The sequence below is a fragment of the Bradyrhizobium zhengyangense genome, assembly GCF_022012435.1.
Lineage (GTDB): Bacteria > Pseudomonadota > Alphaproteobacteria > Rhizobiales > Xanthobacteraceae > Bradyrhizobium > Bradyrhizobium zhengyangense.
The window spans coordinates 146,221-166,593 of sequence record NZ_JAKLUA010000012.1 but is presented as its reverse complement, the minus strand read 5'-3'; the positions used below and the strand labels follow the sequence as shown (position 1 = coordinate 166,593).

The window sequence follows — 20,373 nt, the reverse complement described above, 5'->3', positions numbered from 1 at the left end:
GGTCAGCCGACCTTCTCGACGAAGACGCGGATGGTGCCGCCGCAGGACAGACCGACATTCCAGGCGGTCTCGTCGGCGACGCCGAACTCCAGCATCTTGGGTTTGCCGCTCTCGATCACGTCCATGGCCTCGGTAACCACGGCACCCTCGACGCAGCCGCCGGAGACCGAGCCCAGGAAGGTGCCCTCGTCGTTGATAACGAGGCTCGAGCCCGCCGGGCGCGGGGCCGAGCCCCAAGTCTCGACAACGGTTGCCAGCGCGACACCACGGCCGGCCTTCTGCCAGTCCTCTGCCGCCTTCAGAATATCCTCGTCGCGATCGAGCATGGGCTTTTGCCTCTCAGGCTGCGGAGCGGATCAGGCTGCGGTGATGCGGCGGCAGCGGCCGGGAGAGCGTGGTGATCAGCTCCTGGATCGAACTCAAATTATGTACCGGGCGGAATTCGTCAACGTGCGGGAGCATCATTTTGATGCCCTGGGCCTTGGCCTCGAAGCCGCCAAACCGGAGCAGCGGGTTCAGCCAGATCAGCCGCCGGCAGGACCGGTGCAGCCGGTCCATCTCGAAGGCGAGCCTGGAATCGGCCTCCCGCTCCAGCCCGTCGGAGATCAGCAGCACGATGGCGCCCTGACTCAGCACCCGCCGCGCCCACAATTTGTTGAAGTTGTGCAGCGAGGCCGAGATCCTCGTGCCGCCGGCCCAATCCTCGACCGCCGCCGAGCAGCTCGCCAGCGCCTCGTCCGGATCGCGCTGGCGTAACGCGCGCGTCACATTGGTGAGCCGGGTGCCGAACAGAAACACCGAGACGCGCTTACGCGCATCGCCGATGGCATGGAGGAAATGCAGGAACAGACGGGTGTACTCGCTCATCGAGCCGGAAATGTCGAGCAGCGCCACGATCGGGGCCGGCTTCTCGATCCGCCCGAGGCGATGGATGTCGATAATGTCGCCGCCGGTGCGCAACGAGGCCCGCAGCGTGCGGCGCATGTCGAGCCGCAAGCCGCGCGGGTCGGGCAGGTAGCGGCGCGTCAGCAATTCCGCCTGCGGCAGCCGCATCCTCTCGATGGCGCGGAGCGCCTCTGCGATCTCGGCGGCGCTCATCTGCGCAAAGTCCTTCTTCTGAAGGATCTCCTTGTCGGAAACCGACAGGCGCAAATCCTGCTCCTGGTGCTGCGGCGTCTCCGTCATCCGCGGCTGCGACATCGCCTCCTGCACGCGGCGCGAGCCGGCCTGCGGCTTCTTCTTGGCCTGCTCCGGCAGCGGCACCGAATCCAGCAGGTGCTTCCATTCTTCCGAGGCACGGAAGAACAGGTTGAAAGCCTGCTTGAAGATCAGCGCATGCTCATGGCGCTTGACGAAGATCGCCTCCAGCGTGGTGAAGACGTCGGCCCGGTTGCCGATGTCGATCACCTGCAGCGCGCTCATGGCATCGATCACCGCGCCGGGGCCGACCGGCATGCCGGCCGCACGCAACGCCCGGGCAAAGCCGACGATGTTGTCGGCGAACTGCTCGGTTTGCTCCGGGGCAAGGTGGTTGATGGCCATGCGTCCACACTCTCAGCCGTCATTCCGGGGCGCGCCCCTTGGCGCGAGCCCGGAATCCATTCATCCTTAATCCATGCCGCTCGATGGATTCCGGGTTCGCGCTGACGCGCGCCCCGGAATGACGGGTTCGTTATGACGCACGCGCGTCAATTCTCGCTCGTCGCTTCCTTCAGCACCTTCTGCAGGGTGTCGCCCTGCATCCGCGTGATGTCGTCCTGGTATTTGAGCAGAGCGCCGAGCGTGTCGCCGACCACTTGCGGGGTCAGCGAGCGGGCATCGAGCTCGGACAAGGCGGTGGCCCAGTCGATGGTTTCGGCGACGCCAGGCGACTTGTAGAAATCCTGGTTGCGCAGCGCCTGCACGAAGCGCACGACCTGCTGCGAGAGCTTGGCCGAGATGCCGGGCACGCGCGTCTTGACGATCGCCAGCTCGCGCTCGGCGGCGGGATAGTCGACCCAATGATAGAGACAGCGCCGCTTCAGCGCATCGTGGATCTCGCGGGTGCGGTTGGAAGTGATGATGACGATCGGCGGATGCGGCGCCTTCACGGTGCCGAATTCGGGGATCGTCACCTGGAAGTCGCTGAGAATTTCCAGCAGATAGGCCTCGAAGGCCTCGTCGGCGCGATCGAGCTCGTCGATCAGCAGCACCGGCGGTCCTGCGACGTCAGGCTCCAGTGCCTGGAGCAGCGGCCGCTTGATCATGTAGCGGTCGGCAAAAATGTCGCTCGAGAGCTGATCACGATCGGTGTCGCCGGCGGCTTCCGCCATCCGGATCGCGATCATCTGCGCGGCGCTATTCCACTCATAGACCGCGGAGGAGACGTCGAGGCCCTCGTAGCACTGCAGGCGAATCAGCTTCCGCCCCAGCGCCGCCGAGAGCACCTTCGCGATCTCGGTCTTGCCGACGCCGGCCTCGCCTTCCAGGAACAGCGGCCGGCCCATGCGCAGCGAGAGGTACGTCACCGTCGCCAGCGACCGCTCGGCCAGATAGCCGCGCGAGGTCAAGAGTTCGAGCATCGCATCGACCGATGCCGGCAGGGTCGCTGAAGTCATGAAAAAGCCAGTCTCGCTACGCCCTCACCGGGACAAGTTTGGCCGAGGCGTGAGAATCACTCACTCCTTGGCATTGGCCGCGTCGACGGCGCGCCGTGTCAGCACGCCGATCAGATGCGCGCGGTATTCGGCGCTGCCGTGGATATCGCTGTTCAGCCCTTCCGCCGGCACGTCGATGCCTTCGAGCACCTTGGACGAGAACCGCTTCTTCAGCGCTTCCTCATAGGCCTCGACGCGGAACACGCCGTCCGAGCCGGCGCCGGTGACGGCGACGCGCACGTCCGACGGACGCCGCGCCACGAACACGCCGACCAGCGCGTAACGCGAAGCCTGGTTGCGGAACTTGATATAGGCGGCCTTCTTCGGCAGCGGGAACATCACCTTGGTGATGATCTCGTCGGCTTCCAGCGCGGTCGAGAACAGGCCCTGGAAAAACTCCTCGGCCTTGAGGCGGCGCTTGTTGGTGACGATGGTGGCGCCGAGCGCGAGCACGGCGGCCGGATAGTCCGCAGTCGGATCGTTGTTGGCGAGCGAGCCGCCGATCGTGCCCTTGTGACGCACCGCGGGATCGCCGATCTGGCTGGCGAGATTGGCAAGTGCCGGAATGGCCTCACCGACAATGGCGGAGGTCGCGACCTCGGCGTGTTTGGCGGTGGCGCCGATCACCAGCGAACGGCCCTTCATCTCGATCGTATTCAGCCCCTCGATATGGGAGAGGTCGACCAGATGCGGCGGGCTTGCGAGCCGCTGCTTCATGACGGGAATCAGCGTGTGACCGCCGGCGATCACCTTGGCGTCTTCGTTCTTCACCAGGAGATTCGCGGCCTGCCGGACGGTCCCGGGGCGGTGGTATTTGAATTCGTACATGAGTGTGTCCTGATCGCGGAGGGCGCGGTTACGCGAGATCGGATTTCGCCATCGCCTTGGCGCCGGCGGCGATCGAGGCGACGATGTTCTGGTAGCCGGTGCAACGGCAGAGATTGCCTTCCAGTTCTTCCCGGATGGTATGGTCGTCGAGCTCGTTGCCCTTGCGATGCACGATGTCGATCGCGGTCATGATCATGCCCGGCGTGCAGAAGCCGCATTGCAGGCCATGGTGCTCGCGGAAGGCCTCCTGCATCGGATGTAGCGGCGCGCCATCGGCGGCCAATCCCTCGATGGTCTTGACCTCGTGGCCGTCGGCCATCACGGCCAGCGTGGTGCAGGACTTCACGGCCTTGCCGTCGAGATGCACGACGCAGGCGCCGCACTGCGAGGTGTCGCAGCCGACATGGGTGCCCGTCAGCCGCAGATTCTCGCGCAGGAACTGCACCAGAAGCGTCCGCGGGTCGACATTGCCGGTAACAGGATTGCCGTTCACGATGAGGGAGATTTTTGCCATAAGCACTCTCTGTCAGCGCCCCGACGGGTCCCGTCGAAGCGGTTCTTTCTTATAATTATTCCAACCCATCATATGGGCCATTATGGCCGGGGGCAACATTGCCCCAAGCGCGAGGTGCCATGACGAAAAGCCAGAGCCGTCAGCCCTGTACCGCCTTGACGAAATTCGCGAAAAATTCGTCCGCCAGCTTCTTGGCGGTGCCGTTGATCAGCCGCTGCCCGAGCTGCGCCAACTTGCCGCCGATCTGCGCCTCGACGTCATAGGAGAGCAGCGTGCCGCCATCCTTCTCGGCAAGCTTCACCGCGGCGCCGCCCTTGGCAAAGCCAGCCACTCCGCCCTCGCCTTCGCCTGAGATCTTGTAGCCGTTCGGCGGGTCGAGATCCGAAAGCATCACCTTGCCCTTGAAGCGCGCCGAAACCGGACCAACCTTCATTTTCGCGGTGGCGCGAAAGCCGCCGTCCTCGGTCTTCTCCAGCTCCTCGCAGCCGGGGATGCAGGCCTTCAGCACCGCGGGATCGTTGAGCTTCTCCCAGACGGCCTCGCGCGGCGCCGCAAGCTGGACTTCGCCGTTCATTGTCATGGCCATGGGGTGCCTCCGGGGATCGCAAAAGGTGGGATGCTCAAGTAACGCACGGAGGCCGCAAAGAAAAGGGTGGCCCTGGTCACGTGCAATGCATATTCGCACCTGCAAAAGGTCTTGTCCTGATAGTCGGGGGATTGGCAGAGCCTGATCATGGTGATTAGGTCCGGCGCAACATGACCACAGCTCTCTCCCCCCTGCTTGCGCCGATGCTGTCGAGCGCAGCCATGCGCGCCGTTTGCGACGACCGGTCCACGCTGCAGAACATGCTCGATTTCGAGGCAGCCCTGGCCCGGGCCGAGGCCGCGACCGGTGTGATTCCCGCGTCGGCAGTGGGCCCGATCGAAGCGGCCTGCAAGGCCGAGACCTTCGACATGACCGCGCTGGCCGAGGCCGCGACCCGGTCGGGCAATCTCGCGATCCCCCTGGTCAAGCTGCTGACCGCCAATGTCGGCAAAGCCGACGCTGAAGCCGCGCGCTACGTGCATTGGGGCGCGACCAGCCAGGACGTCATCGATACCGCGACCATGCTGAGCTTGCGCGCTGCCATCGACGCGCTGGATGCCGACCTCAGCCGCGCCATCAAGGGCTTTGCCGCGCTCGCGCGCGCCCACCGCAACACGGCGATGGTGGCGCGGACCTGGCTCCAGCACGCTCTGCCGATGCCGTTCGGCCTGAAGGCCGCTGAATATGCCTCAAGCCTTGCCCGTGCGCGCTGCCGCCTGCGGCGGCTCCGCCGCGAGGGCCTCGCGCTCCAATTCGGCGGCGCCGCCGGCACGCTCGCAGCGCTCGGGGACAAAGGGCTCTCGGTCGCCGAACGGCTGGCGCAGGAGTTGAACCTGCCGCTCCCCGAGGCGCCCTGGCACACCCATCGCGACCGTATCGCGGAAGCGGCATCGAGCTTCGCGATCCTCGCCGGCAGTTGCGGCAAGATCGCCCGCGACGTCTCGCTGATGATGCAGACCGATGTCGGCGAAGCCTTCGAGCCGGCCGGCGAAGGCCGCGGCGGCTCCTCGACCATGCCGCACAAACGCAACCCTGTTGCCGCCGCGAGCGCGCTCGGCTGCGCGACCATGGCCCCGCAGCTCACCGCTACGATCCTTGCAGCACAAGTGCAGGACCACGAGCGCAGCGCCGGGCCCTGGCATGCGGAATGGCCGACGCTGCCGCAATTGATGCTGGTCACATCAGGCGCGCTCGCTGCGATCGTCGACATCGCCGAAGGCCTCGACGTCGATGCGGCGCGCATGCGCAGCAATCTCGATACGACGCATGGGCTGATCATGGCGGAGGCCGTCACCTTTGCGCTGGCCGACAAGATCGGCAAGAGCGACGCGCATCATCTCATCGAAGTCGCGAGCAAGCGCGCGGTCGCCGAGAAGAAGCACTTGCGCGACATCCTCTCCGCCGATTCGCAGGTCACCGCGCATCTGACGCCGGAGAAAATTGCGGAATTATTCGAGCCGATGGCCTATCAAGGTGCGTCACAGGCCTTGATCGATCGCCTGCTCGACAACCTTGACCGTGAATTAAGCTGAACGGAGACGCCGCAATGCCGATGATCGATGCCGACGGTTGCCTGATCAACGTCTCCGTCGAGGGCCGCGACGGCGGGCCGACCTTGATGCTCTCGAACTCGCTCGGCTGTACGCTGCAGATGTGGGAGCCGCAGATGAAGGCGCTGACGCAAGTGTTCCGCGTCATCCGCTACGACCGCCGCGGCCACGGCAAGTCCAACGTGCCGCCCGCCCCCTACACAATGGAGCGCTTCGGCCGCGACGTGCTCGCGATCCTCGACGACCTCAACATCGAGAAGGTGCATTGGTGCGGCCTGTCGATGGGCGGCATGGTCGGGCAATGGCTCGGCGCCAACGCGCCTGAAAGATTCGGCAAGCTCATCCTCGCCAACACCTCCTGCTACTATGCCGAGCCGACCAGATGGCTGGAGCGCATCGACGCCGTGAAGAAGGGCGGCATCGCGTCGGTCGCCGACGGCGTGATCGCCGGCTGGCTGACGCAGGATTTCCGCGAGCGCGAGCCCGAGATCACTGCCAGGATGAAGGCGATGCTGGTCGCCACCCCGGTCGAGGGCTATCTCGCCTGCTGCGAGGCACTGTCGACGCTCGACCAGCGCGCTCTGCTGCCCAAGATCAAGAGCCCGACGCTGGTGATCGCCGGCCGCCACGATCAGGCAACCCCGATCTCGGCGGGCGAGATGATCCGCTCGAGCATTCCCGGCGCCAGCATGACCATCATCGACGCCGCCCACATTTCCAATGTCGAGCAGCCGCACGCGTTCACCGACGCGGTGGTGGGATTCTTGACGCAGCGTTAGTCGTAATCACCGTCATTCCGGGGCGCCTCGAAGAGGCGAACCCGGAATCTCAAGATTCCGGGTTCGATGCTTCGCATCGCCCCGGAATGACTGATCCGGAGAAGCACAATGGACGACCAGAAGCGCCGCGATGCCGGCATGACCGTACGCCGCAAGGTGCTTGGCAATGCCTGGGTCGACAAATCGATCGCGAACCGCAACTCCTTCAATACCGATTTCCAGGACATGATCACGCGCTATGCCTGGGGCGAGATCTGGACGCGGCCGCATTTCGACGAGCGGACGCGGCGCGTGCTGGTCATCGGCACCATGGTCGCGCTCGGACAATGGGATGAATTCCGCCTGCACGTGCGCGCGGCGCTGGCCGAGGGCGGCTTCACCGCCGACGACATCAAGGAGATCCTGCTGCAGCAGGCAATCTATTGCGGCGTCCCGGCGGCGAACCACGCCGTCAAGGAAGCCTCAGCGATTGTGCAGGAGCTCGGCCTTATCAAAGGCTAGCGGCGCGGCATCCGGAACGGCAACCGTCTTCGGCGCTGGCGCCGGCCGCTCGATCAGCAGCACGATCGCGGCGCCAAGCAGCAGCAACAGCTCCGTGGCGTGCAACCGAAGGGCGGCCATCTCGTGGACCTTGGAGGCCATGATCATGCTCGCGAACGAGATCAGGCTGCCGATCGCGAGCGCGATGCCGAGCGCCTCGTCGCTGGCCCCGCTCCTGCGGGTGCGCGGAATGGCCAGAAGCGCAAGACAGATCGCAAAGAACGCCACCACGGTCAGCCGTCCGAGCGCCAGCAGCCAGGCAGCGCGCACCGTGCTTACGCCAGACATCTGCAGCTGGTCGCTGAGGAACAGCGCCACCGCGACGCTCGGCCGCTCGTAGAGACCGTGCACCGGCGCCACTACGATGTTGAAGGCGACCACCGTCCAGGCCGGGATGAAATAAGCTGCCAGCAGCGCGCCGTTGACCGAGCCGATCCGCCAATTTCTGAACATGCCGCTTCCCGCTTCGTCTACATGCCTTCGAGGTAAGGCTTTGCCGGGAGCTAACTCGCACCGGACTGCGGCGGCAATTTAAACCCTTTGTTTACCTTAATCGGCGTGTGGATAAGCTCGTCGTTCCGGGGCGGCTCGTAGAGCCGAACCCGAAATTTCGAGATTCCGGGTTCGATGCTTTGCATCGCCCCGGAATGACCAGCACCTTCCAAAGAATAAGGCCCCGCCTTTCGGCGGGGCCACGCGACGCTACTCCCTGGACGTTCAATCCAGTCTGTTGTCCTGCTTGCCGCCCTGCTGCTGGCCGGGCTTGTCGCCTTGGCGCATCGGATCGTTCTGCTGCTGCTGTCCGGGTTTCTGGCCGCCGCCCTGCTGCTGCCCTGGTTGCTGGCTCGGGCGCTGCTGGCCGGGGCTCTGGTTCTGCTGGCCCGGATTCTGGTTCTGCTGCTTCGTCATTGGGGGAAACTCCCTTGTTGGACGTCAGTCGGAGACAACTGCCGGCGACGTTTTTGGTTGCTCCGCGGAACCCGGTTCCTCGCAGGTGCGGAACCGGGAGCTGACATCCGAAACCGAAATCAGCTCTGTACAAGCCTTTATGCCAAGGCATCACCAGTTGCGGCCGCCAGTTCCCTCCTGTTACAAAACGGGAAGAAGACGGGGCTGCCGGGCCCGAGAAGAAACGTACGCACTCTCTCGAGAGCTCCCTTTCAACGTCAGGTTTGGTAACGGCAGCCTATGGATTATTTCGCCCAGCAGCTCATCAACGGCCTCGTGCTCGGCTCCATCTACGGTCTGATCGCGATCGGCTACACGATGGTCTACGGCATCGTCGGCATGATCAATTTCGCCCATGGCGACATCTTCATGATCGGCGGCTTCATCGCGCTGATCTCCTTCCTGCTCCTGGTGTCGCTCGGTCTGACTGCGATCCCACTGATCTTGCTGCTCGTCCTGCTGGTCGCGATGGCGGTCACCGCACTCTATGGCTGGACAGTCGAGCGCATCGCCTATCGGCCGCTGCGGCACTCCTTCCGGCTCGCACCGATGCTGTCGGCGATCGGCATGTCCTTCGTGCTGACGAACTATTCGCAAGTCGCGCAGGGCGCCCGCGTCAAGCCGGTCCCGCCGATCATCACGGGCGGCTACACGCTGCATGAAGGTCCCGAGGGGTTTGCGGTGCAGCTCTCCAACATGCAGATCATGGTCGTGCTGGTCACCATCGTGCTGCTGGCCATGTTCACCTGGCTTGTCTCGCGGACACGGCTCGGCCGCGACATGCGGGCCTGCGAGCAGGACCAGACCATGGCGGCGCTGCTCGGCGTCGACGTCGATCGAACCATTTCCATGACTTTCGTGATCGGCGCGGCGCTCGCCTCCGTCGCGGGCATGATGTACCTGCTCTATTACGGCCAGGTCGATTTCTTCATGGGCTTCGTTGCAGGGATCAAGGCGTTCACAGCGGCCGTGCTGGGCGGCATCGGCTCGCTGCCCGGCGCGGTGCTGGGCGGGCTCGCGATCGGCCTGATCGAGACCCTCTGGTCGGCCTATTTCTCGGTGGAGTACAAGGACGTCGCCGCCTTCTCGATCCTGATCATCGTCCTGATCTTCATGCCGACCGGTCTGCTTGGCCGGCCGGAAGTCGAAAAAGTCTGACGGGCCCCTCGCGTGACAGCCCTTTCAACCGAAACCACGCAGGCCGGCCGCACGGTGGGCATTCCGTTCATCCTGAAAAAAGCTTTCCTCAGCGCATGCGTTGCGCTGGTGCTGTTCTCGCTGATGATCGGCATCCGCACCGAGGCCGGCCCCGACGGGCAGCTGACCTGGTGGACGCGCTTCGGCGACCTCGCCTCCATCGTCGGCCTCGTGTTCGGCGGCTCCATCGTCATTGAGCTGCTGCGGCAATGGATCGGACCGACCGGCGCGGAAAAGCTCGTGCCAGCGCCGATCCAGCGCAGCCTGTCACTGGCGGGCCGCTTCCTGGGTCCGGCCCTGCTCGTCTTCACCCTGCTCGTTCCTGTCATCTTCTACAATCAGCGCTATATCCTCGACCTCGGCATCCTCGTGCTCACCTACGTGATGCTCGGCTGGGGCCTGAACGTCGTGGTCGGGCTCGCCGGCCTGCTCGACCTCGGCTATGTCGCCTTCTACGCCGTGGGTGCCTATTCCTATGCGCTGCTCGCCACGAATTTCGGCTGGTCGTTCTGGGTTTGCCTTCCGCTCGCCGGCATGCTCGCCGCGATCTGGGGGGTCATGCTCGGCTTTCCGGTGCTGCGGTTGCGCGGCGACTATCTCGCCATCGTGACCCTCGCTTTCGGCGAGATCATCCGGCTGGTCATCCTCAACTGGCAATCACTGACCGGCGGCCCCAACGGTGTCTCCGGTATTCCCCGCCCCACCTTGTTCGGCATTCCGCTCGACAACAGTGATGACGGGCTCGCCGCCAAGCTCGGCATCGAGTACTCGCCGACCCATCGCATCATATTCCTGTTCTACCTGATCCTGGCGCTGGCGCTGCTCACCAACTGGGTGACGATCCGCCTGCGCCGCCTGCCGATCGGCCGCGCCTGGGAAGCGCTGCGCGAGGACGAGGTGGCCTGCCGCGCGCTCGGCATCAACACCACGACCACCAAGCTCACGGCGTTCGCGACCGGCGCGATGTTTGGTGGCTTTGCCGGTGCGTTCTTCGCAACACGCCAGGGCTTCATCAGCCCGGAATCCTTCACCTTCCAGGAATCGGCGCTGGTGCTTGCCATCGTCGTGCTCGGCGGCATGGGCTCGCAGCTCGGTGTCGCGCTCGCCGCCCTCACCATGATCGGCGGCTTCGAGCTGTTCCGCGGCCTCGAGACCTACCGCATGCTGGTGTTCGGCATGGCGATGGTGCTCATCATGATCTGGCGACCGCGCGGAATCATCGGCCATCGCGCGCCGACCGTGTATCTGACCAAGGCGCAGGCGATCTCCTCCGACCTCGTCAAGGAGGGCCACGGGTGAGCGGCGAACCAATTCTCAGCGTCGACCGGCTCACCATGCGGTTCGGCGGCATCGTCGCCGTGCAGGACCTGTCGTTTGCAGCCGAACGGGGGAAGATCACCGCGCTGATCGGACCGAACGGCGCTGGCAAGACCACTGTCTTCAACTGCATCACCGGCTTCTATAAGCCGACCGGCGGCGCCATTCGTCTCAATCATGACGACGGCAGGCAGACCGCGCTGGAGCGGCTGAACGATTTCCGCATCGCCAAGCAGGCCAAGGTCGCCCGAACCTTCCAGAACATCCGCCTCTTTCCCGGCATGACGGCGCTCGAGAACCTGATGGTGGCACAGCACAACGCCTTGATGCGCGCATCAGGCTTTACGTTTCTCGGCCTGATCGGCGTCCCCACCTATCGCGACGCCGAAAAGCGCGCGATCGCGCTCGCGACCGACTGGCTCAAACGGATCAATCTGCTCGACCGCGCCGACGATGCCGCAGGCAACCTCGCCTATGGCGACCAGCGCCGGCTCGAGATCGCGCGCGCGATGTGCACTGAGCCCGCGCTGCTCTGCCTGGACGAACCCGCCGCCGGCCTCAATGCACGCGAGAGTGCATCGCTGAGCGAGCTGCTGCGGTCGATCCGCGGCGAGCTCGGCACCTCGATCCTGCTCATCGAGCACGATATGTCGGTGGTGATGGAGATATCGGACCACATCGTGGTGATGGACCATGGCGTGAAGATCGCGGAAGGCACGCCGCGGGAGGTGCGCGACGACCCGAAGGTGATCGCCGCCTATCTTGGCACCGACGAGGAAGAGGCTGCGGCCGTGATGGAGAGCGGATCGTGACGGCTGCCACTCCCCTGCTCGCGATCCGCGGCCTGCGCGCCGCCTACGGCAAGATCGAGGCTTTGAAGGGCGTCGATGTCGAGATCAATGCCGGCGAGATCGTCGCGCTGATCGGCGCCAACGGCGCCGGAAAGTCGACGCTGATGATGACGATCTTCGGCAAGCCGCGCGCCCGCGCCGGCCAGATCCTGTTCGACGGCAGGGACATTTCCTCTGTCCCGACCCATCAGATCGCGCATTTGCGTATCGCTCAGTCGCCGGAGGGCCGCCGCATCTTCCCGCGCATGAGCGTCGCGGAAAACCTCCAGATGGGCGCCGACGTCACCGATTCCACCGCGGCGGAGCGGGAAAGCACCCTGGAGCGCGTGTTCGCGCTGTTCCCACGGTTGAAGGAACGCGTCATGCAGCGCGGCGGAACCCTGTCGGGCGGCGAGCAGCAGATGCTGGCGATCGGCCGGGCGCTGATGAGCCGCCCGCGCCTTCTGCTGCTCGATGAACCCTCGCTGGGGCTCGCGCCCCTCATCGCGCGGCAGATCTTCGATGCGATCCGTACCCTGAACCGCCAGGACGGCCTGACCGTTCTCATTGTCGAGCAGAACGCCAACCATGCACTGAAACTCGCCCACCGCGGCTATGTCATGGTCAACGGCCTGATCACGCTGGCCGGGACCGGCGCCGAGTTGCTGCAGCGCCCTGAGATTCGCGCGGCCTACCTGGAAGGCGGCCGGCACGCCTGACAGCCCTCGCGTGCGGCCGAATACGGCGAGATATCTTTGCAAATGCCCGTATTTTGCCGGTGACTTCTCGAACAATTCATTGAAGAATGGCGCCGGTTTGAACCGGGCTTGCCCGGCAACTCCCACAGACGATCACCCGCGAGGTATCTCATGAAATCACTGAAACTCATCGGTCTGGCACTCGGCGCTTCCGTTGCGCTGTCAACGGCGGCGTTCGCAGACGACCTCACCATCGCAGTCGCGGGCCCGATGACCGGCACCGAATCCGCCTTCGGCCGCCAGATGAAGAACGGCGCCGACCTGGCGATTGCCGACCTCAATGCCGCCGGCGGCGTTGCCGGCAAGAAGCTGGTGCTCGATGCCGAGGACGATGCCTGCGATCCCAAGCAGGCCCGCTCGGTTGCCGAAAAGATCGCGGGTGCGAAGATCCCGTTCGTCGCGGGCCACTTCTGCTCGTCGTCGTCGATCCCGGCTTCGGAAGCTTATGCCGACGGTAATGTCCTCCAGATCACGCCCGCCTCGACGAACCCGCTGTTCACCGAGCGCAAGCTCTGGAACGTGGCGCGCGTCTGCGGCCGAGACGATCAACAGGGCCTGATCGCCGCGCAGTACATCGCGAAGAACTTCAAGGGCAAGAACATCGCGATTCTCAACGACAAGACCACCTACGGCAAGGGTCTGGCGGATGAGACCAAGAAGGCGCTCAACAAGGCCGGCGTCACCGAGAAGCTCTACGAGTCCTACAACAAGGGCGACAAGGACTTCAACGCGATCGTCTCGCGCCTGAAGAAGGAGAACATCGACCTCGTCTATGTCGGCGGCTATCACCAGGAGGCAGGCCTGATCCTGCGCCAGATGCGCGACCAGGGCATGAAGACGGTCCTGATGTCGGGCGACGCGCTGGCCGACAAGGAATACGCCTCGATCACGGGCCCGGCCGGCGAAGGCACGCTGTTCACCTTCGGTCCCGATCCGCGCAACAAGCCGAGCGCGAAGAAGATCGTTGAGGCCTTCAAGGCCAAGGGCATCGATCCGGAAGGTTACACGCTCTACACCTATGCCGCGATGCAGGTCTGGTCTCAGGCCGTCAAGAAAGCCGGCACCACCGACGCCAAGAAGGTCATGGAGACTATCAAGGCCGGCAAGTGGGATACGGTGCTTGGTCCGCTCGAATATGACGCCAAGGGCGACATCAAGCAGATCGACTATGTCGTCTACAAGTGGGACGCCAAGGGCGGCTACGCCGAACTCAATGCCAACGGCACCTGAGACAGGGCGCCTGACCTTTTAACCAGATCGACGTCAGCGCCCCGGTCCGCCGGGGCGTTTTTTTTGCAAGCCGGTCAGACGGCTGCAGACAGCTCGCCGCCCGCAGCTGCCTGCGCCTTCCGAAGCGCTTGCAGCAGATCGTTCGGCCGAAACGGCTTTTGCAGGCAGACCACGCCATCGAGGCCAGGCGCCTCACCGATGAAATCCAGTGTCGTCATGCCTGACACCGCCACAATCGGAAATCCGGGAACCCGTTCCCGGATGGCGGCCATGACCTCGATACCGCTGGTGTCACTCAGGAAAATGTCGACAATGGCCGCGTCGAAAACCTCTTCGCCAAAGGCCTTGAGGCCGGCCACACCACTCTCGGCTTCAACCACGTCATAATGGTTGACCCGAAGGACAATCGAGACCATGGCGCGGACGTCCTTCTGGTCATCCACAACAAGGACACGGGGCATGGGAACAACTCCCGGATTCGTATCATTAATTGGTTCAATTCAAACGGCGACGTACGGCAAGGCAGTATGGGTCCGTCCAGTAAAGCCAACCTTACCGATTCCCTATTCCGATTCCCTGTCCCAGTTAAGTAAGCTGTAACCCTCGGTTGAGTCGTAGGCGTATCCCCTCGGGACACGCGCCCAGAGCGGGTTACCATGGAGGCCAAGGCCGACACGCCAAGGCAGCCGGCCAATGAAGTCACGTGGACTACCCATGCTGCCCCTGCGAGAGGTCAACGTGCACGCCAGAAACGACCGAAGCACATTCCTTTCGACCTTGCCGGCGGCGCAGAGCGATCGCACCGCAGCGCTGGCGATCGTCGGAATCTCCGCGATCCTGTTCGCGCTGGCTGTCCCCTTCGCGGGGACTCCCTTGATCGAGGTGCCGGCCTTCGTGGCCAGCTACCAGTCGGCGCTCGCCGTCAGCGACATCATTACCGCGGTTCTGCTGCTGTCGCAATTCGCGGTCCTGCGCAGCCGCGCGTTGCTGCTGCTGTCGGCAGGGTATCTGTTCACCGCAGCGGCGGCGGTGACGCACGCCCTCACCTTCCCCGGACTGTTCTCGCCGACGGGTTTGCTGGGCGCCGGCACCCAGACCACGGTCTGGCTCTACATGATCTGGCACGCCGGATTCCCGCTCTTCGTGTTGGCCTATGGCTGGCTGAAGGACGGCAACGGTGGCAACAAGATCGAGGGACAGACGCAGCGGTCGATCGTGCTCACCGTGCTCGCCGTCATTGTCGCGATGATCGTCATCGCCTGGACCGTCACCGCGCGGCACGACCTGTTGCCGGTCTTGCTAAGGGACGGCCGCTACACCGCAACCATGATCGGCGTCGTGTCCTTTATCTGGTCGTTGAGCTTCGCGGCGCTGATCACGCTGTGGTTCCGCAAGCCGCATACCGTGATCGACGTCTGGCTGATGGTCACGATGTGCGCCTGGCTGTTTGACATCGCGCTGTCGGCCATCGTCAACATCGCCCGCTACGACCTCGGCTTCTACGCCGGCCGCATCTACGGCCTGTTCGCCGCGAGCTTCGTGCTCGCCGTGCTCTTGATCGAGAATGTCCGCCTCCAGGCGAGCACCATGGGCCTCGTCGGCCGGCTGCGCGAGCAATCGGCGTTCGACCGCGACTATTACGGCAAGCGCCTCGCGCTCTACGGCGCCGTGGTCGAATCCTCCAACGACGCCATCATCACCGAGTCGCTCGACGGCCGCATCACGGGCTGGAACAGGGCTGCCGAGCGCCTGTTCGGCTATTCGGCCACTGAAGCCGTCGGTCAATCAATCTATCTCGTGGTGCCTGAGGATCGGAAGGCTGAAGCCAGGGGTCTTCTCAACCGTATCAGCAGCAACGAGTCGATCGCCCAGCACGAGACGGTCCGCATCCGCAAGGACGGCCGGCAGATCGACGTCGTCCTGACCGTCTCGCCGCTGCGATCGGACAATGGCGAGATCATCGGCGCCTCCAAGATCGCCCACGACATCACCGAGGAAAAGCAATCGCGCGAGAAGCTGCGCCGCGAGATCGAGGAACGCGAGCGTATTTTCGAGACATCACAGGACCTGATCCTGGTCACGGACGGCTACGGCAATTTCATCCAGGTCAGCCCGAGCGTGAAGGATATCCTCGGCCTGAGCCCGGAAGACATGATCGGGCACAGCGCGATCGATTTCATCCACCCTGACGACCTGGACAGGACGCGCGAAGAGATGCGTGCCGCGCGGCGCGGTCAGACCAAGCGCAGCTTCGAGGCGCGCTATTACCACTATGACGGTCACGAAGTCTCGCTGAACTGGGTTGGAAACTGGTCGGAGCCGGTGAAGCGTCATTTCTTCATCGGCCGCGACCTGACCGAAAAGCAAGCCGCCGAAGCCCAGTTCCGGCAGGCGCAGAAGATGGATTCCATCGGCCAGCTGACCGGCGGCGTCGCCCACGATTTCAACAACGTGCTCACCGTCATCACCGGCACGATCGGTATTTTGGCGGACGCGGTCGCCGACCGGCCAGAGCTTGCTGCCATCACCAAGCTGATCGACGACGCCGCCGAGCGCGGCGCGCAGCTGACCAAGCATCTGCTCGCCTTCGCCCGCAAACAGCCGCTCCAGCCGCGCGAGATCGATGTCAATGCGCTGGTGCTGGAGGCCGCAAAGCTCCTGCATCCGACGCTCGGCGAGCAGATCACGATCATGCCGCAACTCACCGAAGATGCCTGGCCGGCACTGATCGATCCGAGCCAGCTTTCGACGGCGATCCTCAATCTCGCTCTGAACGCGCGCGACGCCATGCCCAACGGCGGCACGCTGGTGCTGGAGACCCGCAACATCTTCCTCGACGACGGCTATGCCAGCATGAATCCCGATGTCGTCGCCGGCAATTACGTGATGATCGCGGTCAGCGACACCGGCTCGGGCATTCCGGCCGGGCTGCTCGAACGGGTGTTCGATCCGTTCTTCACCACCAAGGAGGTCGGCAAGGGCACGGGCCTTGGCCTCAGCATGGTGTTCGGCTTCGTCAAGCAGTCGGGCGGCCACATCAAGATCTACAGCGAGGAAGGCCACGGCACGAGCGTGAAGATCTACCTGCCGCGATCCAGCGGCGTCCAGGAGACCGAGTACGAACAGCTCCAGAACGTGCCGGTCACCGGCGGCGACGAGAAGATCCTGATCGTCGAGGACGACGCGCTGGTGCGGCAGTATGTCGTGACCCAGATCAAGAGCCTCGGCTATGCCGCGCTCGAGGCGGCCAACGCCGCCGAAGCCCTCGTCATCATCGATGCCGACAAGGGCATCGATCTGCTGTTCACCGACGTCATCATGCCCGGCAACATGAACGGCCGCCAGCTCGCCGACGAGGCGGCACGGCGGCGACCGGAGCTGAAGACGCTGTTCACCTCGGGCTACACCGAAAACGCCATCGTCCATCATGGCCGACTGGATTCCGGCGTGCTGCTGCTGGCCAAGCCCTATCGCAAGTCGGAGCTCGCCAAGATGCTCAGGACGGCGCTGGCGAGTTGAGCGCGCCGCGCGCGTGCGCTATCGCTGAGACCGTGCCAGCCGCATGGAGTGCCGTCCTTGAAAAACCTCCTCACCGATATCGCCGGCGTCCGCGTCGGCCATGCCGATGACGCAGAGCTTGCGTCGGGCGCAACGGCAATCGTGTTCGACGAGCCCGCGGTTGCGGCGATCGACATCCGCGGCGGCGGCCCCGGCACGCGCGAGGACGCGCTGCTTGGCCTCGCCAATACGGTCGAGCGCGTCGACGCGATTGCGCTGTCGGGCGGCTCTGCCTTCGGCATCGAGACCGGCGGCGGCATCCAGGCCTGGCTTGCCGAGCAGGGCCGCGGCTTCCGCGTCCGCGAGGCCCTGATCCCGATCGTGCCCGGCGCGATCCTGTTCGATCTGCTCAACGGCGGCGACAAGGCATGGGGCCGCTTCGCGCCCTATCGCGATCTCGGCTATGCCGCGGCCGCCTCAGCCGGGCGCGAATTTGCGCTCGGCAGCGCCGGCGCGGGCCTGGGGGCCACCACAGCGACGTTCAAGGGCGGGCTCGGCTCGGCATCCGCAGTCACCAGCAGCGGCGTCAAGGTCGCGGCGCTCATCGCCGTCAATGCGGTCGGCAGCGCCACCGTCGGCGACGGACCCTGGTTCTGGGCGGCGCCGTTCGAGGTTGGCGGCGAGTTCGGCGGCCGCGGACTGCCCGACAAATTCACCGACGACATGCTCAAGATGCGCATCAAGGGTGGTCCTGCCGCAACCGAGCGCGAGAACACCACGATTGGCGTCGTCGTCACCGATGCGGTGCTGAGCAAGCCCCAGGCCAAACGGCTGGCGATGATCGCGCACACCGGCTTTGCGCGTGCGATCTATCCGGTGCATGCCCCGACCGATGGTGACGTGCTGTTCGCCGCCGCGACATGCGCAAAGCCGATCGATCCGATCGTCGGCCTCACCGAGCTCGGCATGGTCGCCGCCAACGTGGTCGCCCGCGCGATCGCCCGCGGCGTCTACAGCGCAACCGCGCTGCCGTTCCCGGGTGCGCAGCCGGCGTGGAAGGATCGGTTTGGCTAGGATCTCGGAGAGCGCCTTACACGCTCATCGACATCGACGAAGCCGCAGAACCCGCTGCGGTCTGGGCCTGGCGCTGCATCATCTGGCCGAACCAGTCATAGGGCGAACTGCCGCCGCCCGAGCCGTTCGACGAGTTGGAGGCGCCCGGCACTGTCGTCGTCATCTTGAAACCGTCGGCATAGGTGACGGTGGTGGTGGTCGAGCCGTCGGCGGCGGTCGTGGTGGTCGAGGTCGACCCGCCGCTCGACGACGACGAGGAGGAATCCGAACCGCTGCCCGACGCGTCGCCCGAGCCGCTCGCCGCGTGCGCGTGGTGGTGACCACCATGATGGCCGCCGGCGCCCTTCAGCGCCTTCGACATCTCGTCGAGGCTGACGCTGCCGTCCGAATTGGTATCGAGCTTGGAGAACACGTCGTCGGCCTGCGCCAGATTGGTGCCCCCGGCGCCGAGCGCGTTCTCGAACTCGGACTTGCTGATCTGGCCATCGCCATTGGCGTCCAGCTTCGAGAACAGATCCTTCAGCGCGTCATCACGGCTCATCGGGGCCGAGGATGTCGCGCTCGACGATGCTGAGCTGGTCGATGAATTCGACTGGCTTTGCGCGGCGAACAGCGCATTCATCGTCTCCGGGGAGATCTGCGGATAGTAGCCCGCATTCACCGACGGAGCCGCGCTGCTGGTTGAACTGCTGATGCTGTTGCTGCTGTCGATCGCGAACGGATTGGTCGCGCCTTGCGACGAGCCGGTCTGCTGCGTCGAGGACGATTTCGAGCTCGTCAGCGATTGAATGGCATCAAGCGCAGTCGAGACGGCGCCAAGCGCGAACAACATTGCACAACTCCAACCCATGCGGCATGCCGCGGCCAATGTTCCGGCCATTAAGGTCAGCAAGCGTCGTGCCAGCGAAAAAAGCTCAATGAAATCCGGCACGGCGGCGCTTTGCGGAGTGCGGGAACATCGGCAATTCATGCCGGCGGCGGCAGAATTTTCCGCCCACAGGAAGCTGACCGCCCCTGCATTGCCCGGCTGTGAGGCCCATGTTAGGCGAGGCCATTCGCCCCTGCCGCCCGGGAAACAGCGCCATGACCCAAGCTTTCGCCCACCGCCCCCTGGCCATCGCGCCCTCGATTCTGGCCTCGGATTTCTCGAAGCTCGGCGAGGAGGTCCGCGCGGTGGATGCGGCCGGCGCCGACTGGCTCCATCTCGATGTGATGGACGGTCACTTCGTCCCCAACATCTCCTACGGCCCTGACGTCATCAAGGCGATGCGCCCGCACACCAAGAAGGTGTTCGATGCGCATCTGATGATCTCGCCCTGCGATCCCTATCTCGAGGCCTTCGCCAAGGCCGGCTGCGACCACATCACCGTGCATGCCGAGGCGGGTCCGCATTTGCACCGCTCGCTCCAGGCCATCCGCGCACTCGGCAAGAAGGCCGGCGTCTCGCTCAATCCGGGCACGCCGATCAGCGTGCTCGAATACGTGCTTGATCTCGTCGATCTCGTGCTGGTGATGTCGGTCAATCCCGGGTTCGGCGGTCAAGCCTTCATTCCCTCCGCGATCGGCAAGATCCGCGACATCCGCGCGATGACGGCGGGGCGTCCGATCGATATCGAGGTCGATGGCGGCGTCGGCCCCGATGTCGCCGGCGCGCTCGCAGCTGCCGGCGCCAATGCGTTCGTCGCCGGCACCTCCGTGTTCAAGGGCGGCACGCAGGACGCCTACAAGAACAATATTGCAGCGATCCGCAACGCGGCGCTCGGGGCCCGCGGCGAAGCAATCTGAAGCTCTCAGAGCGACGCGAACGCCCGCAAATCTGCGGTTCTTACGGGTGTTGCGACGCGCAATGCCTAAAATTGCAACCACGACCCGTACTCCTCCGGGCTTCCCTGATTCGCGCAAATCACCGCTAGTGATTCCTGCCTGATTTGACAGGAGCACATCATGACGACGACCCTGGTTTGGACTGGCGTGGCGTTGTGGATCGGTTTTTGTGCGTTCGTTGTGTTCGGCCCATCGGCCGGACCGGTCCAGGTCCCGGCACGTTCGATCCGCATCATCGGTCGCAACCGCTATCCGGGCTGACAC

Annotated in this window: 22 protein-coding genes; 12 read left to right on the top strand and 10 right to left on the bottom strand. The window is 64.6% G+C overall.

The window, feature by feature from the left end; translation table 11 throughout:
* Positions 1 to 2: 2 nt before the first annotated feature.
* The 6 genes from L6637_RS29890 to L6637_RS29865 form a co-directional block, all read right to left on the bottom strand.
* Positions 3 to 326, bottom strand: a complete 324-nt coding sequence (locus L6637_RS29890) for an XdhC family protein (protein ID WP_008564652.1) — start codon at positions 324 to 326, stop codon at positions 3 to 5.
* A gap of 13 nt (positions 327 to 339) precedes the next feature.
* On the bottom strand, positions 340 to 1,542 hold the full coding sequence (locus L6637_RS29885; RefSeq protein ID WP_237865745.1) for a vWA domain-containing protein: 1,203 nt from the start codon (positions 1,540 to 1,542) through the stop codon (positions 340 to 342).
* A 146-nt stretch (positions 1,543 to 1,688) separates the two neighbouring features.
* Entirely contained in the window at positions 1,689 to 2,597 is a 909-nt protein-coding gene (locus L6637_RS29880; RefSeq protein ID WP_237865744.1) for an AAA family ATPase, read from the bottom strand.
* Between the two features lie 60 nt (positions 2,598 to 2,657).
* Complete coding sequence (locus L6637_RS29875; protein WP_237865743.1) at positions 2,658 to 3,464, bottom strand: FAD binding domain-containing protein; 807 nt, start codon at positions 3,462 to 3,464, stop codon at positions 2,658 to 2,660.
* Positions 3,465 to 3,492: 28 nt separating this feature from the next.
* The gene (locus L6637_RS29870) at positions 3,493 to 3,978 is read right to left on the bottom strand and encodes a (2Fe-2S)-binding protein (protein ID WP_237865742.1); all 486 of its coding nucleotides are present in this window, start codon (positions 3,976 to 3,978) and stop codon (positions 3,493 to 3,495) included.
* 139 nt (positions 3,979 to 4,117) lie between these two features.
* Positions 4,118 to 4,564: an SRPBCC family protein gene (locus tag L6637_RS29865; RefSeq protein ID WP_237865741.1), complete on the bottom strand. Its 447-nt coding sequence runs from the start codon at positions 4,562 to 4,564 to the stop codon at positions 4,118 to 4,120.
* A gap of 170 nt (positions 4,565 to 4,734) precedes the next feature.
* Here L6637_RS29865 and L6637_RS29860 point away from each other — a divergent pair, with 170 nt between their 5' ends.
* From L6637_RS29860 to L6637_RS29850, 3 genes are all read left to right on the top strand, one after another.
* Positions 4,735 to 6,096: a 3-carboxy-cis,cis-muconate cycloisomerase gene (locus tag L6637_RS29860; protein WP_237872699.1), complete on the top strand. Its 1,362-nt coding sequence runs from the start codon at positions 4,735 to 4,737 to the stop codon at positions 6,094 to 6,096.
* Between the two features lie 14 nt (positions 6,097 to 6,110).
* A complete protein-coding gene (gene pcaD, locus L6637_RS29855) occupies positions 6,111 to 6,893 on the top strand; it encodes a 3-oxoadipate enol-lactonase (RefSeq protein ID WP_237865739.1) in 783 nt (260 codons plus the stop codon).
* Positions 6,894 to 7,001: 108 nt separating this feature from the next.
* Positions 7,002 to 7,394 carry a carboxymuconolactone decarboxylase family protein gene (locus L6637_RS29850; protein ID WP_237865738.1) on the top strand — a complete coding sequence of 131 codons (393 nt, stop codon included), beginning with the start codon at positions 7,002 to 7,004 and terminating at the stop codon, positions 7,392 to 7,394.
* Here L6637_RS29850 and L6637_RS29845 read toward each other — a convergent pair.
* Both L6637_RS29845 and L6637_RS29840 read right to left on the bottom strand, forming a co-directional pair.
* Entirely contained in the window at positions 7,356 to 7,886 is a 531-nt protein-coding gene (locus L6637_RS29845) for a hypothetical protein (protein ID WP_237865737.1), read from the bottom strand. The genes L6637_RS29850 and L6637_RS29845 overlap by 39 nt on opposite strands.
* A 264-nt stretch (positions 7,887 to 8,150) precedes the next feature.
* The gene (locus tag L6637_RS29840; RefSeq protein ID WP_237865736.1) at positions 8,151 to 8,342 is read right to left on the bottom strand and encodes a hypothetical protein; all 192 of its coding nucleotides are present in this window, start codon (positions 8,340 to 8,342) and stop codon (positions 8,151 to 8,153) included.
* A gap of 279 nt (positions 8,343 to 8,621) precedes the next feature.
* On the opposite strand from L6637_RS29840, the gene L6637_RS29835 reads away from it, so the two are divergent.
* The 5 genes from L6637_RS29835 to L6637_RS29815 all read left to right on the top strand — a co-directional run bounded on the left by L6637_RS29835 (position 8,622) and on the right by L6637_RS29815 (position 13,713).
* Entirely contained in the window at positions 8,622 to 9,539 is a 918-nt protein-coding gene (locus L6637_RS29835; protein WP_237865735.1) for an ABC transporter permease subunit, read from the top strand.
* 12 nt (positions 9,540 to 9,551) lie between these two features.
* Positions 9,552 to 10,877 (top strand): high-affinity branched-chain amino acid ABC transporter permease LivM, encoded by a 1,326-nt coding sequence (gene livM, locus L6637_RS29830; protein WP_271604688.1) that lies wholly within the window; start codon positions 9,552 to 9,554, stop codon positions 10,875 to 10,877.
* Complete coding sequence (locus tag L6637_RS29825; protein WP_237865734.1) at positions 10,874 to 11,707, top strand: ABC transporter ATP-binding protein; 834 nt, start codon at positions 10,874 to 10,876, stop codon at positions 11,705 to 11,707. The genes livM and L6637_RS29825 overlap by 4 nt, the downstream gene beginning before the upstream one ends.
* Complete coding sequence (locus L6637_RS29820) at positions 11,704 to 12,444, top strand: ABC transporter ATP-binding protein (protein WP_237865733.1); 741 nt, start codon at positions 11,704 to 11,706, stop codon at positions 12,442 to 12,444. The genes L6637_RS29825 and L6637_RS29820 overlap by 4 nt, the downstream gene beginning before the upstream one ends.
* A 150-nt stretch (positions 12,445 to 12,594) precedes the next feature.
* Positions 12,595 to 13,713 (top strand): branched-chain amino acid ABC transporter substrate-binding protein, encoded by a 1,119-nt coding sequence (locus L6637_RS29815; protein ID WP_237865732.1) that lies wholly within the window; start codon positions 12,595 to 12,597, stop codon positions 13,711 to 13,713.
* A gap of 74 nt (positions 13,714 to 13,787) precedes the next feature.
* Here the strand turns inward: L6637_RS29815 and L6637_RS29810 are convergent, their stop codons facing one another.
* Complete coding sequence (locus L6637_RS29810; protein ID WP_237865731.1) at positions 13,788 to 14,174, bottom strand: response regulator; 387 nt, start codon at positions 14,172 to 14,174, stop codon at positions 13,788 to 13,790.
* Positions 14,175 to 14,427: 253 nt separating this feature from the next.
* On the opposite strand from L6637_RS29810, the gene L6637_RS29805 reads away from it, so the two are divergent.
* Positions 14,428 to 17,232, top strand: a complete 2,805-nt coding sequence (locus L6637_RS29805) for a PAS domain S-box protein (RefSeq protein WP_237865730.1) — start codon at positions 14,428 to 14,430, stop codon at positions 17,230 to 17,232.
* Between the two features lie 57 nt (positions 17,233 to 17,289).
* Positions 17,290 to 18,285 (top strand): P1 family peptidase, encoded by a 996-nt coding sequence (locus L6637_RS29800; protein WP_237865729.1) that lies wholly within the window; start codon positions 17,290 to 17,292, stop codon positions 18,283 to 18,285.
* 16 nt (positions 18,286 to 18,301) lie between these two features.
* Here L6637_RS29800 and L6637_RS29795 read toward each other — a convergent pair whose 3' ends face one another.
* Positions 18,302 to 19,117, bottom strand: a complete 816-nt coding sequence (locus L6637_RS29795) for an EF-hand domain-containing protein (RefSeq protein WP_237865728.1) — start codon at positions 19,115 to 19,117, stop codon at positions 18,302 to 18,304.
* 251 nt (positions 19,118 to 19,368) lie between these two features.
* Here L6637_RS29795 and rpe point away from each other — a divergent pair, with 251 nt between their 5' ends.
* Together rpe and L6637_RS29785 are read left to right on the top strand one after the other, a co-directional pair.
* Positions 19,369 to 20,070: a ribulose-phosphate 3-epimerase gene (rpe, locus tag L6637_RS29790; RefSeq protein WP_237865727.1), complete on the top strand. Its 702-nt coding sequence runs from the start codon at positions 19,369 to 19,371 to the stop codon at positions 20,068 to 20,070.
* Between the two features lie 159 nt (positions 20,071 to 20,229).
* Positions 20,230 to 20,370 carry a hypothetical protein gene (locus tag L6637_RS29785; protein WP_237872697.1) on the top strand — a complete coding sequence of 47 codons (141 nt, stop codon included), beginning with the start codon at positions 20,230 to 20,232 and terminating at the stop codon, positions 20,368 to 20,370.
* The last annotated feature ends 3 nt before the right edge of the window (positions 20,371 to 20,373 follow it).